The sequence below is a fragment of the Rugosimonospora africana genome (assembly GCF_016862975.1).
GTDB lineage: Bacteria > Actinomycetota > Actinomycetes > Mycobacteriales > Micromonosporaceae > Rugosimonospora > Rugosimonospora africana.
The window spans coordinates 1-13,885 of the sequence record NZ_BONZ01000039.1 but is presented as its reverse complement, the minus strand read 5'-3'; the positions used below and the strand labels follow the sequence as shown (position 1 = coordinate 13,885).

General features: G+C 66.8%; 9 protein-coding genes and 1 pseudogene. 3 read left to right on the top strand and 7 right to left on the bottom strand.

Annotation, left to right across the window (positions count from 1 at the left end):
* Positions 1–3: 3 nt before the first annotated feature.
* The 4 genes from Raf01_RS20535 to Raf01_RS20520 form a co-directional block, all read right to left on the bottom strand.
* Positions 4–2,481 (bottom strand): ABC transporter permease, encoded by a 2,478-nt coding sequence (locus Raf01_RS20535; RefSeq protein WP_203919573.1) that lies wholly within the window; start codon positions 2,479–2,481, stop codon positions 4–6.
* Positions 2,478–3,200, bottom strand: a complete 723-nt coding sequence (locus Raf01_RS20530) for an ABC transporter ATP-binding protein (protein ID WP_203919572.1) — start codon at positions 3,198–3,200, stop codon at positions 2,478–2,480. Before Raf01_RS20530 ends, Raf01_RS20535 begins: the two co-directional genes overlap by 4 nt.
* The gene (locus tag Raf01_RS20525; RefSeq protein WP_203919571.1) at positions 3,197–3,778 is read right to left on the bottom strand and encodes a PadR family transcriptional regulator; all 582 of its coding nucleotides are present in this window, start codon (positions 3,776–3,778) and stop codon (positions 3,197–3,199) included. The genes Raf01_RS20530 and Raf01_RS20525 overlap by 4 nt, the downstream gene beginning before the upstream one ends.
* 823 nt (positions 3,779–4,601) lie before the next feature.
* A complete protein-coding gene (locus Raf01_RS20520; RefSeq protein ID WP_203919570.1) occupies positions 4,602–5,411 on the bottom strand; it encodes a COG4705 family protein in 810 nt (269 codons plus the stop codon).
* Between the two features lie 1,522 nt (positions 5,412–6,933).
* On the opposite strand from Raf01_RS20520, the gene Raf01_RS20515 reads away from it, so the two are divergent.
* The 3 genes and pseudogenes from Raf01_RS20515 (at position 6,934) to Raf01_RS20505 (ending at position 9,920) form a co-directional block, all read left to right on the top strand.
* Complete coding sequence (locus tag Raf01_RS20515) at positions 6,934–7,770, top strand: undecaprenyl-diphosphate phosphatase (RefSeq protein WP_203919569.1); 837 nt, start codon at positions 6,934–6,936, stop codon at positions 7,768–7,770.
* 267 nt (positions 7,771–8,037) lie between these two features.
* Positions 8,038–8,838, top strand: a complete 801-nt coding sequence (locus Raf01_RS20510; protein WP_203919568.1) for a MerR family transcriptional regulator — start codon at positions 8,038–8,040, stop codon at positions 8,836–8,838.
* 237 nt (positions 8,839–9,075) lie between these two features.
* Positions 9,076–9,920: pseudogene (locus tag Raf01_RS20505) on the top strand (IS5 family transposase).
* Positions 9,921–10,149: 229 nt separating this feature from the next.
* Here Raf01_RS20505 and Raf01_RS20500 read toward each other — a convergent pair.
* From Raf01_RS20500 to Raf01_RS20490, 3 genes are all read right to left on the bottom strand, one after another.
* Entirely contained in the window at positions 10,150–11,277 is a 1,128-nt protein-coding gene (locus Raf01_RS20500; protein WP_239133787.1) for a lysylphosphatidylglycerol synthase transmembrane domain-containing protein, read from the bottom strand.
* Between the two features lie 366 nt (positions 11,278–11,643).
* Positions 11,644–12,552, bottom strand: a complete 909-nt coding sequence (locus tag Raf01_RS20495; RefSeq protein WP_203919566.1) for a M56 family metallopeptidase — start codon at positions 12,550–12,552, stop codon at positions 11,644–11,646.
* Positions 12,553–12,641: 89 nt separating this feature from the next.
* Positions 12,642–13,079, bottom strand: coding sequence for a BlaI/MecI/CopY family transcriptional regulator (locus Raf01_RS20490; RefSeq protein WP_239133765.1), 438 nt, complete (start codon positions 13,077–13,079; stop codon positions 12,642–12,644).
* Positions 13,080–13,885: the final 806 nt, after the last annotated feature.

The window sequence follows — 13,885 nt, the reverse complement described above, 5'->3', positions numbered from 1 at the left end:
CGGTCATCCGATGGGCTGATGCGCGATGGTTGGCGGTTGCCGGCCGGCGAGCAACCAGCTCCCGATCGTCGCGACGAGAGGCAGGCCGATGACGATGAGTACCAGGTCGAGGACTGGTGGGTTGCTCATGCGTTGGCTGAGTTGGCTACGGAAGTACGCGACGGTGGCCAGGTATGCGACGGTCGTGCCGAGCAGTGCCCCGACCAGGCCGAGCGCACCGGCGGTGGCGGCGGTGATGGTGCGCCGGGTCCGGGCACTGGCCCCGGTCGCGGTCAACGTTTGCAGATCGGCAGCGCATTCGCTGCGGATCAGCCCGACCGTCATTGCCAGTACGGCCAGGGCGAGCAGGATGCCCACCCCGGTGGCGTAATTGCGCAGCTGCGACAGCGAGGGGGCGTCGCTCTTGGTCTCGATGGTCATCCCGGCGGCGGCCGCCGCCTGCCGCGCGGCGTTGATTTGCCCGGCCGTCAACGGTTGTGGTGTCTGCATCAGCCAGCCCGCAGGAGTGGCTTTGAGGTTGAGCGTCTGCAGGGCGTGGGTGGTGATCACGAGGTTGGGCGCTGAGGAATCCGTTGGTAGGCCTGGGATTACCTGGATTTTCGGGTCCGCGATGCAGCTATCGGGATTGCAGCCGGGCGCCGTAGGTGGCGCGTACAACATTTGCAGTCCCTGGGTGTGGTCCAGGCCTGAGCGTGAGGTGAGAAACATCGCGGTCGGGTCGACCGTGTTCGGATCGATTCCGTAGTGGGCCAGCAGCGCCGGGCTGGCGACGTAGACAAGACCGGAATACACCAACACTCCCCGGTTGGGGACCATCTTGCCCAGGTTTGCGTCACTGGTGTCGAGGGCCAAGACATTGCGGCTGCCGACGGCGGCGGCGATCTCGTCCGCGCTCGCTTGGAGCGCGGTGGCGCTGGGTAGCGGTGTTGGCGTGACTGGTCCAGGGCCGTTGTTCGCCGGGTTGGGCCCTGGTACGTACGCGACGAGTTGGTTGGCCGCGAGGTTGGGTGCGAAGTAGTCGACCGGGTCGGCGTAGCGGCCGGTGGCGATCAGGCAGATCATCACGGCGATGAGGACGGCGAAGCTGATCGCCGCCAGGGCTGCGCCGGAGCGGGCGCGGTAACGGGCGAGATCGCGTAGCGCTAGCCGGATCGGCAGCGGTGCCCGCCGGGCGATGATGCCCAGGATCGTGGTACCGGCCGGGGCGAGCAGCAGCAGACCGGCGGCGGTGGCCAGCAGCCCGCCGAGTTCGAAGAGCAGGTCCTTGCCGCCGGAGCCGCCCCAGCCGCCGGAGAATGCGAGCAGCAGGATGCCGCCGGCGAGCAGCGTGATGCCGGGTACCGCTGAACGGTGCGTCGGTTTCGGTGGTGTCGGTCGTCCGGACAGGGCCGCCACGATGGACAGCCTGGCTGCGGCGCGGGCGGGCCGCACGGAGGCCAGCACCGGAGTCAGGACCGCGAGAACCACGTTGGCTGCGATCAGCCACCACGGCAGCGCGTACCAGACCACGCGGTGATGGGCACTGTTCTGCAGGTTCGGGGCGTACACGATCCAGGCGGCGATGCCGACGACCGTGCCGATCAGCGCGGCGACGGCACCGACCAGGCCGCCGTTGGCGACCATGACCAGGCGGATATTGCGGTCGGTGGCGCCGAGTGAGGAGAGCATGCCCAGCGCGCGCATCCGGCGCTGGCCCAGTACGGAGAATCCGGCCACCGCCACCAGGCCGACGAAGACCAGCCCAAAAATCGCGACGACGAACACGACGACGGCCGGGTCGAGACCCTGCGCCGCACGGGGGACCTGGGCCTGCACGTCGGCTGGGAAGGTGAACGCCGCGACCTGCGCTGGTGCCGCATCGAACAGAATGGTGACCCGATCCGGTGCGCTGAGCTGTCCCGGCGGGACCAGAGCGAACTCGTCGAGCAGATTCTGCGGGTTTTCGACCAGGCCGACAACGCGCAAAGCGCGCGTGGATTCGTGCCACACAGCGCCGACGCGTAGATCGAGGGTGGACGCCAACGGGCCGGTCAGGGCGACTTCGCCGGCTCCCGCTGGATAGCGGCCGGAGACGAGGTCGAGCATCGGAGAACCGTAGGGGCCCTTCGGATCCTGGGCGCGCAGCCGGGCTCCCTGCACCATGCCGGTGGCTATCGACTGGTCCTCGATGACGTCGACAGCTCCGAAGCGCTGCCGGATGGCCGCGATGTCGTCGGTGAGGTGCGGGTCGGCGCCGGGGAGGGTGACGAGATGGTCGGCGGTGCCGAACCCGGTGTTGTGAGGCGGTGGGGTGTTCACCCCGACGGCGGCGCCGAGAACGGTCGCCGCGACCGCGACGGTGATCAGCGCCAGTACCAGCAGCTGCTGGCGCCACTCACGGCGAAACAGCCGCCATGCCCAGCGGACCACGGCGCGGCGCGCAGCAGCTCCGCCGTCCGTAGCGTGTGCCTCGGCCGGACGTTCCAGCAGTACGGTGCTCATCGGCCCGGTCCCGGAGTCAGCAGCGTTTCGGGTCCAGGCGTAGGCCTGGTCTGGTCGGCTACCCGTCCGTCGCGCAGGAACACCACCCGGTCAGCCCACGAGGCCAGCTGCGCGTCGTGAGTCACCACCACCGCGGCCATGCCGCGCTTGCAGGCGGTGTGGATCAGGCGCATCACGGACTCCGCGTTGACCGAGTCGAGTGCGCCGGAGGGCTCGTCGGCCAGCAGGAGCCGGTGCTGGCCGACCATGGCGCGGGCAATGGCCACCCGTTGCCGCTCGCCGCCGGACAGCTCGTCAGGAAAGTGGTCCGCCCGGTCGGCGAGGTCAAGTTCATCGAGTGCGGCCATTCCGGCGATGCGCGCCTTGCGGACCGCTGTGCCGTCCAACTCCAAGGGCAGCGCGACGTTTTCGGCCGCGGTCAGGCCGGGCAGCAGGTTGTAGTCCTGGAACACAAAGCCGATGAAGCGCCGGCGCAGCTGGGCGCGCTGGGCGCGGGACATCCCCGACAGAGCGGCGCCGTCAACGAATACCTCGCCGTCGGTCGGATCCTCGAGGCTGCCGGCGATAGTCAGCAGCGTGCTCTTGCCGGACCCGCTCGGCCCCATCACCGCCACCATCGAACCCGCCTCGACGGACAGGCTCACGGTGTCCAGCGCGTGGGTCTGCGCCGGTCCGGTGCCATAGACCTTCGACACGTCGCGAAGCTCCAAGAGTGTCACCGCCGTACCCCCACCTTCAGTCGAATCCGCGGTGTCGCAGCGGGGTCCGGTGTGGCCGGCTCTGCGGCGGCGCGCTTGAGGCGACCATCGGCGGCGTCCAACCACCGGATTACCGAATCCAGCCGGAACAATTCCGCGTCCACCACTAACGCCAGCCCGAGATCGAAGTCGGCTTCGTCCTCCTTCAACCGGGTCCATTGCTGCATGAGCTCGACCAGGTACCTGCGGTGTACCTGGATCACCTCGTGCACATTGGTCCCGGGTACCCGCAGCGCCACCAGGACCTTGATGACAAGCTCGTCGCGCGGAGGCGAGGTCAGGTCCGGCGGGGTGCGCAGCCATCCGGACAGCTCCTGCTCGCCGTCGGTGGTGATGCGGAAGCCCTTCTGTGGCCCGGGTTCAGCGGCGTCGTCGGACTCGACGAGACCGTCGCGTTCCAACCGTTGCAGTGTCGTGTACACCTGGCCGACGTTCAACGGCCACACCTCGCCCGTCCTCGCGACGAATTCTTCGCGCAGTTGAAGGCCGTACTTAGGACCCTCGGTCAACAGCGCCAGCAGCGCGTGGCGGACGCTCATGACCGTACCAAACCGGATATCATGCGGAGGATGATACTGGGTATAGCTGTTGTCGGACAACGCAAATCGCCGAGCACGGGCGGCGACCCTGAGCCGATTCAGGGTGCCGGTCGTTAGCTGCTGTCGCCCGATCGTGGCGTTTGTGGGTTCCGCTATGACCTCGGCGAATATGTGGATCGCCGGCTGTTCGCGCTTCGGCCACCGTCGATGGAGTGGGCGTCGACAGTTCGCGACAGGTCGGCGCGGATCTGGGTGGTTGCCCTGAGGTGTCCGCGCCGACCCGTACGGGCCACTCAGCACAAAATGCGGGAAGCCAACGGATGCGCTCGCCGGCGTGGGCCGCTCACCGTGACCCCACGCCGGCCCTGGTAGGCACGGACGCGCCCACCTCCGGTGCCGTGACTGTCAACGGCGGGCCGTTCGCGGCACTGGACAACCCGACGCGGCAGGTCGGCGCGCGCTGTTGGACGCCAAGGCGATCGGTGGTGGGCGCAGCGCACCCGAGGAACGCCGCGGACAGAGTCACCAGCCCGACGGTAAGGATCTAGGTGATCATCGGTATCAGATCTGGACTGTGGTCAGCGCGGCCGGCGTTCAGGCCGGAGTCGGGCGGGATCGAGACGATCAGCAGGCTGAGCGACTTCGCGCGGCACCGCAGCGCGCAGTGACCGCCGGCCGGGTCAACGCTGTGCGTGCTCGAACCGGTCGTCAATGGCGCGACGACGACGATCAGGGCCCACACCGTTGCCGGTGCGCAGGGGGCAGAAGGCTGGAGCCGACCATTACGGCGGAGCGCGTCGGGATGACGGAGGCCGTCGTCGGATCAGGCCTCGGCGGCAACAGGCTCAGGGTGTGTGCCGATTTCCGGCTGGATGTCGGTGCGAGCGACAGTCACGTAACCGACTAGGGCGACGATGGCGAGGGTCGCGAGGCCCGCCACGGTGCCGTCGCCAAAGCCCAGCCCGCCATCGGGGTGGTGCGGCTTGCCGAGCCAGTCGGCGACCGAGGCGCCCAGTGGGCGGGTCAGGACGTAGGCAATCCAGAACGCGGCGATGCCGTTGAGCCCGAGCCGGCGGCCGATGGCGGGCAGCGCGATGAGCACGCCGAACAGCACGGCCGAGGGGAAGTAACCCAGGTGCATGCTGGCCGCGGTCAGGTCTCCGGCCGCGGTTCCCAGGGCGAAGGTGGCCAACACTGTCACCCAGTAGTAGATCTCCCGACGCCGGGTCACGATGCTGTGGATGGACAGCGTCCCCTCGGCGCGATACCAGAGCACGAACACGACGACCAGGGCCACGGCGTAGAACGCGGTCGCGCCGGCATACGGGACGCCCAATGCCACATGCAGCGCATCCGCGGCCATGGTGCCGAACACCGCCACCATCGCGACCGCGAACCAGTACACCGGCGCGATGTACCGGCGGGCGCGTAACTGCAGCGCCAGGGCCACGACGAGACCGATGACCCCGATCGCGCCGGCCAGTACCAGGCTGACGGTGCCGAGGTAGTCGGAGGCGGCCTCGCCCATGCCCGTGGTCAGTACCTTGATCAGCCAGAACATGGCGGTGATCTCCGGTACCTTCGCCCGCATCGCTAACCGCCCTGTACCGGTCACGGTGGTGCTGGGTCGCATCGAACTCCGCCCTCTCGTTGATCAGCCCCGCAACCCTACTACAAGCCGTAGGATTGCTAGAGCCCTCTCGGAGGGACGCGGCTCGGTCCTTTGCCGGGCATCGTGGGAGTGCGCGCCCACCTATGTCAGAGATGGCTCAGGGTGATGGCCTGCTGTGTCGGGCGGCCGGCTCGTGGACAGCCGCAGTCGGATCTTTGCCTTCGTTGAGACGGTGAAAGTGTTGCTGGGCGACGGGATGGCCCCGTCGTCGAAGGCCATGAAGCCGACCAGATAGGCGGGCTTCGCTGCGGCGCAGAACCCCGCGAGTCGGTCAGCAGATCGAGCCGCCGCATCGGGCCCAGAGATACAGGCAGGTTTTCACGAGTGGCAGAGTGAGCAGACCCCCGCTCTCGGTCGGCTGCAGTCTCCCAAAACCGTGACCTTGGCTGGCATGTGTCGCCACCGACGCCGGGGGCGCATGGACACGGCACCACCCACAATCAATGCAGCTCATCCCCATGGGTGAAGCCGCAGACTCCGCCTGACCGGCCGCGTCGACGGTGTATCACAGTCGCAATGCGGGGCCGGAAGATCGAAGCCCCGTGGCGGATCGAAACGCTCGAGCAACGCACACGCCCGTCCTGGATTTCGATGGGCTGCCGGCGCGCCGTCCACCTCTTACCCGACATCTCCTACGGAGTGTAGGGTCCTAGCTGACCGTCTTCCCCAGAGCGGTCACTGGTGGGCGTCAGTGCCCGATGCGGTACTGACGCCCACGCGCTGGGCCGAGGTGATCGCGGTGCCGCCCTGCACTGGGCCGGAAACGTACGTATGAATCCCGCAGACACCCCGGATGCGGTCTGGCGACTGCCGCCCCGAGAGAGAGCGAGCGCAGCGATTCGAGCATGGTCGAAAGCGACCCCGGCGGCGCGCAGTGTTGCCGCGCGAAGAGCCAGCCGTGTTGCCCGAGTGAGCCGGTGGATCCTCGATGTCCCCGAAGGATCCTCAGGTTCGGGTATTTCCTGGAGTCCAAACGTTGTGGTGGGAGGCGGGCGGCGGACCTGGCGTCGGCGCTGGCCCGTTTCGTGGGCGTCGCCGTTGTGGAGGCACGGATACCCGTCTTCATCGTTTTCTCAGCTTCGCCCGCCTAATCTGCGTCGCGATACGCGTCTAGCCCAGTCCGGTTGTCTGCGGCTGCCGTGGTCCACTCGGTGCCGCGCAGCAGCTGGTTTCGCGCTCCGTGCCGGAGTCGACGCGTCACCTGATCTGACGACTTCACCGACTGAAGCGTGAACGAAGGAGTATCTCGAATGCCCTCCACGGGCTGTCTTGCCCCAACCTCGCGGGCCTCGATCTTCGAGTGGGTCAGCGTGTCGGCGGTGGTCTTCGCCGAATCCGGGCCACTGACCGACGTCACCATCCTCAAAAACAGAGTTGAGGCGCTACAGGCCAGCCTCGTCGTTGGTTTCCCTCGCGCCAGTCGCCATGGTCTGTTGCCAGGCGGCGCAGGTGTCTCAGCGATCAGGACTGGCAGGTCGATCTGATGCAATGGTGGCAGACCATTGTCCTCGGCGTCGTCGAAGGGCTGACGGAGTTTCTTCCGGTGTCCTCGACCGGGCACCTGACGATCGCTGAAGACCTGATGCATCTCGGGACCGGTGATCTCGGGGTTACTGCGTACACCGCGATCATTCAGGTCGGGGCGATCGCCGCGGCCGTCATCTATTTCTGGCGTGACATCGTGCGTATCGTCGTGTCGTTCGCGACGGGTCTTTTCAGCGCGGCCGAACGGCAACGGCCCGAGTGGCGATTGTCGGTTGCGGTGGTGCTCGGCTCCATCCCGATCGCCGTGATCGGACTGGTCTTCAAGCATATGATCGAGACGACGCTGCGCAGCCTGTGGTGGGTGGCAGCGGGTCTGCTGCTGTGGTCGCTGGTTATGGTGGTCGCCGAGCGGGTGGCCACCCAGAGACGTCGCGAAGGCGAGGTCGCGGCCAAGGACGGCCTGATCATCGGCCTGGTCCAGTGCATCGCGCTGGTTCCAGGGGTATCCCGCTCGGGTGCCACGATCTCGGCCGGTCTCCTGCGTGGCCTTGACCGGGTCACCGCCACCCGGATGTCGTTCTTCCTCGGCATCCCGGCCCTGACTGCCGCCGGCATCCTTGAAGCTCTATCGGGTCACAAGGACGTGGCATCGACTGTCGGATTGGGTCCGACTGCTGTCGGGGTGATCGTCAGCTTCGTGGTCGCCTACGCGTCGATTGCCTGGCTGCTACGTTACGTGTCGAGGCATTCGATTGTGGTATTCGTCTGGTACCGAGTCGCGCTCGGCGCGCTGTTGGCTGCCGGGCTGGTCACCGGTCTCCTGTCCGCCACATGATCGAGCAACCCGTTCAACTCTCTCCTCCGCGACATGCTTCGTGCCCGGGTAGTGCTCGCGGCGACTGTTCGCCGCCAGTGTCGCCGCACCACTGGCGGCCCGGGAGGAAGGGCATCGGCCTGATCGTATCCGCCGTCTTTGGCAGTCAGCATCAGTATCGGGGTCCACACGTGTGGTTGCGCTCACTGTGCGTATCCGCGCGTGATGGCGCTCCGGGCGGAGTTTGGGCTTGCGGTTTCCGCTGCGTCAACTCCTAGGGTCGTCTGTGTGGCCGGAGAAACCGGCCAGGCGATGGGAGGCATGACAATGGCCTGGTCTATCGCGGACGTAGCGCGGTTGTCCGGGGTGACGTCCCGGACGCTTCGGCATTACGACGAGATCGGTCTGCTCCCGCCTGCGTGGATTGGGAGCAACGGGCACCGCTATTACGAGGAGGCCGATCTGCTGCGCCTGCAGCAGATCCTGCTGATGCGGGAACTGGGCCTGGGACTGCGCGAAATCGCAGCGGTCCTGGACAGCCAGGTCGACCAGGTGGCCATGCTCCGGGAGCACCACCGACGTCTGCTGGTGGAGCAGAACCGGCTGGCCACGCTGGCGCGCACGGTCAGCCGCACCATCGCCGAACTGGAGAAAGGAAAGGACGAGGGCGACATGACAAAGATTAACAGGCCGGAGAACCTGTTCGAGGGATTCGACGCCTCGCGCTACGAAGCTGAGGCGCGCGAGCGGTGGCCGCACGAGTACGAGCAATCCCGGCAGTTTACCGACACGCTCACCGCCCAAGACCAGGAGCGGATGCAGCGCGAGACGACGGCGCAGATGGTCCGCATGGCGGAGTTCATGGCGGCTGGTACACCCGTGTCCGACCCGGCGGTGCTGACTGAGGTGGACGCCCATTACCGGGGCATCTGCCAGTTCTGGACCCCGAACGCGGCCGCTTACAAGGGACTGGGCCAGACCTACGTTGATGACCCGCAGTTTCGTTCGGCCTATGACAAGGTCGCTGCCGGGCTGGCCGAGTACCAGCGCGATGCGATGGCCGTCTACGCCGATGCCCGGCTGAGCTGACCGACCGCTCACCCGCCGGGGGGCTGCAGACCCCCGGACCCAGGGACCTTCCGCCCGACCATCGGTGGCTCCCGCGCCGGTCGGTGCAGCCGGTACCACATACGAGGAGTCCAGCCCTCACCCCGGTTTGCTGACCCCGGACCGGGACCGGGCTCTGACAGGCGGTCTGATTAGCGGTGGCAACACGACCGGATGGGCACCGTTCTACGTCCCCCGCTCCCGTTCCCCGGAGAGTTCGTGCCCGTCCTGCCGTCATGCCTGCTCGAACCCCTGTGGGACCAGTTCGCGGCGCTGCTGCCTGAGCACGTCGACACGCACCCGCTGGGCTGTCACAACCCACGCGTCTCGGACCGGGTGGTCTTCGAGCACGTGATCGCCGCCTTGGTGCACGGCTCCGGCTATGAGCGCTCCGCCGGCCCCGGCTGCTCGGACCGCACGATTAGACGACGCGTCAAGTACTGGGCTCAGTTGGGGATGGCTCTGAGCAGGTCCACGCGCTCGCCCTGCAGGCGTACGACCGCATGATCGGCCTGGAGCTCGACGAACTGTCCGTGGACGGCTGTATCACCAAGGCCCCGTGCGGCGGGGAGGCCGCCGGGCGCTCGCCTGTCGATCGGGGCAAGCAGGGACTGAAGCGTTCGGTGGCCACCGAAGCCCGGGGTGTTCCGCTCGGCATCGTCTCGGCCGGGGCCAACCGCCACGACTCCCCGCTGCTTGTGCCCACTCTGGAAGCCGCTATGAAGCAGGTTGGCGAGCTTCCCGACCAAGTCAACGTGAACCTGGACCGAGGCTACGACAGCGACAAGACCCGGTGCGCCTTGGCGGAGTTGGGCTTCACCGGCGAGATCGCCCGCAAGGCCGTCCCTGCCCCGATCCAGGCTGGCAAACGGTGGGTGGTCGAGCGCAGTCACGCGTGGATGAACGGATTCGGCAAGCTGCGGCGCTGCAGCGAAAAGCGCAGCCTTGTCGTCGACTTCTACCTCTACCTGTCCGCTGCAATCGTTACACTGCGTATGCTGATCCGCCGTGCGACACCACGCTACCGCTGGGACAGCCGACCCATCACCAAGGGCCTGAAGTGACGCCTACTGCCGGGCTCTCTAAGCCCGGGAAGCACGTTGCTGGCGCTTGTCTTCGGCCTACTCGCCGCGGCCGTGGGCGGGGCCTGCGGCACTTCAGGCTCAGGGACTCAGACACCCCGTCCTGCTGTTGTCGTCCAGCGCGTGATAGCCGGAAAGGGATGATCAGTGTCTGGTCCCGCAGCGTGGTGGCGTGTGCGAGGACGAGGTCGGTGAGTGCAGTCGCCTTCGATTATCGTCTGCACTGCTTGAGCTGCGGACCTCCCGACGGTCGCGCTGGCTTCGGATCTGAATCCGGGACAGCAGGAACGGGTTCGGCTCGTGGTCCCGGCAGCTCACGCATCGGTCGTGTTAATGCTTGTGCTGCTACGCCAGGCGGGAGCTTGACCGCCGACCGTTTGAAGGCACGCAGAGAGCCAAAGGCCAAGGCCCCGAGAGGGATTGGCAGCCAGTAGGCGATCACCCGCCATGTGAGGATCCCGAGCACGATGGCATTTCGCGACGAGCCGAACGCGATCAGTGCCGGGATTATTGCGGCTTCGGAGATTCCGAGTCCGCTCGGTGTGATCGGCAACCAGGCGGCCAGCGCTTGAATGCCGAACGCTATGGCCAACGGCTCAAGGCCAATGCTGGGACCATAAGCCCGCAACGACGCCCACAGTGCGAGCGCGTCGAATGCCCAGTTCGCCCCCGCGAACCCTACGGTGATCAGCAAGGCGCGTCGGCTGCCGAGCACGGAGCGCAGTTGGTCAACGAGATGACGGCGGTAGAAATTCGACAGGACCTGGGCAAGCTTCGGCCCCCACCAGGGGATTCGGCTTACCAGTCGGCCGACGCGGCGGCGGACCCCGACTCGTCGGACAGCCAGCAGGGTCAGGCCAATCATCGCAAGGATTGCCGTCGAACAGGCGGCGGGCAGCAGTTCCCAGCGCGAGGCTCCACTTGTCGTGGATCCGATCGCGTAGGACGCAAGTAGCAGCCCTTGCAGGACGATTGCCGATCCGAGGCCCTGCGCGAGTTTGGCGAAGGCCGCCGTCGTGGATGGCACGCCCTCGGCGACAAGAAGTCGCCAGCACAGCGCGGTGCCGGCCGCCCCGCCGTCTGGTAGGCAGTGGCCCAGGGCGATGGCGCTGAGATCGATGCGCACGACCCGGTGTAGCGGGGGGCGGATGTTTTCAGGAAGCATCGCGCGTGTCAGCAACGTGTAGAAGCTCAGTGAGGCGAGCTCGGCTGTGAGTGCCAGCAGCACCCATGAGTCGTCGACGCGGAACAGTAGGTGTAGGGACTTCAACGACCCATGTAGCTGTGGGAGGACCAGGAGCCACGTCACCAGGACGAGCGTGAGTACTTGGACGAGCATGCGAATACCGCGCGCATGGCGAGCGATCCACGAAGGCCCGCGCTGGATCGAGGCCGTCATCGGCCGTGGACGACAGCTGCTGTCGGTGGGCACGAGTGATGTATCACCAACGCTCTCTCTCCTTCGATCGGTTTGAGCGCGGCCGGTTGCCCTGTCAGGACAGTTCCCGTTAGGCAGACGGAGGACGTTCGTCTGCCTAACGGGAACTGCGGTCAACCCACCTTGTGCAACGTCAGGTGTTTCATGGTCGCTTTCCAGCGGTCACGGATGGGATGCTCAGGCAGTGTTGTCGGGCCGGATCAGTGCAGTACCGCCGACGCCGGCTCGCGAGTGGGCGCGAAGACTCGGTTGTGGGTAGCAGACTCATCAAATGCCGCCGATGAGGTGCGGGTGACCTACCTCGGTATCACAAGGTGACTCGGCACGATGGGGGGACTGGTGGACAAGGTGATTGGCGGCTGTCGCCGCCTCGGCATGCTCGAAGAGGTTCTCGCCCATGTGCTCCACATCGAGCGCGCCGAGCGTGACGGCCAATGCCAGCGCGACCACCGCAGCGAGGTGGCGGGCGCGGGCACGTGGCGGCGGCTGTAGCAACGCAATGACCCGACGGGGTACCAGACCGCCGGTGGCACTCGCGAACACATTGGATGCGAGCGGGTGTCGACCCAGCAGCGCGATGTGCGCGCTGGTCTCGGCGACCAGGCGCCGGCCGCCGACTAGGGCAGCGTCTTCGTCGGCCCACCGTTCGGTCGCCTCGCGGAGGGCGCACGCGGTGGGGTGCAGCAGCGGGTTGATCGCGGCGGCCAGATCGGCGGTGAGGGCCCACCAGGTATGGCGGTGTATGCGGTGGGAGCGTTCGTGAGCTAGCAGGACTTGCCGGCCCGGCCCGTCGAGGGCTTCGAACATGCCCGTGGTGATGATCGTCAGCGGGCGCAGTCCCGGGGTGGTGAACGCCTCCGGCCGGGCGTTACCCACGAGCACGAATGGCGTATCAACACCAGGGTTGAGATGCCGCACGGCGCGGGAGGCGGACAGCAGCGCCCAGCCGGTGTGCAGGACGCTACGTAGGGTCCACAGCGCTAGGGCGACGAGAATCACGCCCGTCGCTGCCGCGAGCGTCGTGGGGATTGGGTCGAGTAGATGAAGGCTGTTTGGCGACCAGGTGCCAACCTCGGCAACCTCAGCGAGCTGGCCCACCCAGGTGAATGCCACTGTGCCCAGGACGAACGCCGAGGTTCCTGCGGCCAGCAGGACGCTGGGCACCAGCAGTCGCACGGCGAGGTGGGGTGGTAGCGCCCGCGTCAGGTGGGGACCGGCCAAGGCGAAAACCAGGCACGCAGCGAAGGATGCGATGACTGCACTATTCACGGTTGCTCCCCGGTGCACGATCCGTGGCCGTCGGCCGAGGTCGAGTTGCCTCTGCCTGCTGTGATCCGGTGAAGTAGGCCGCGCAGGAGACGTTCGTCATCGGCGTTCAATCCAGCAACGAAACGAGCGAGCACCTCGGCGCGGTCCTGGTCGATGTCCAGCAGGCGGCGCATCCGCTGGGCAGTGACCATGGCCGGGTCGCCGAGAATGGTGTACGCCAACGCTCGCCCCGCTCGCTTCCGAGTCAGCAGACCTTGATCGTGGAGCCGGGCCATCACCGTCATTACGGTCGTATAGGCCAGTTGCCGGTAGAGGGTGTCACGCGCCTGCGCGGGAGTCATCGGGGTGCCAGCCCGACCGATCATGGTCAAAATCTCCTGGCCGAGATCGCCGTAGCCGCGCCGCTGCTCCATATCCACCTCCTCGCCGGCCAAGCTACTACTTGCATTGTAGTAGAATCAATGCTGTGCGGTGACGCGGCATTACTCGTGTGGTAACGCGGTATTACTACGGCCACGGCCACACACCCGGCGATCAGTAACAATCCGAGGGGAGATCTTCCCGGCTTGCGTGCATGCCGGACTGGTCCGGGCGCGACCGATCGCCGGCTGACACGTCGGACCGATCACCCGTAGTCGGCCTCAGGCCCCGGCTCTCAATTTGTCGAGGGTGCGGTCCGGTTCGCCGGCTCGACCGCTACACTACAACGTGTAGGGTGACCTGCAGAGGCGGGGCTGGTGTCCATCGATACGCGTGGGACGCCAGTTGTTCCTCGTTCGCCAGCATGAGGAATCATCGATGACGCAAACCGAGAGATTCACGGGTCTGCGCGGGGACTCACGCCGCGTGTGCCGCGTCCCGTTCATCATCTCCGCCGAACGATTGCGACCCCGGAACCTCCTTCGCACTGTGATCCGAGGGTGACCCGCTTGCTGGTCGCCCGCCGGACGGAAGGATTTTGGGCGTCATTGGCGCGAGCAACCTGGGCCACCAGCGGTGTCACAGCATCGCCGTCATCGTGCTGCCATCCCTCGCCGAGATCCCCCTCGGAGTACGGCGCATACGGGGAGTTCGCCACTGTCGTCCGTCGCTCGACGATGCGGGTGCGGCATCAGCCCGGCCTTGATTGCTCAAGCGGTGGCCCGACCGACGTGGATCCCGTTCTCGGTTGGTTCTCAGGTGTCGCCCGGTATGGTGCCCGGCGGCCGCCGGGCGAGGGAAACACACGCTTTGGTCGTCG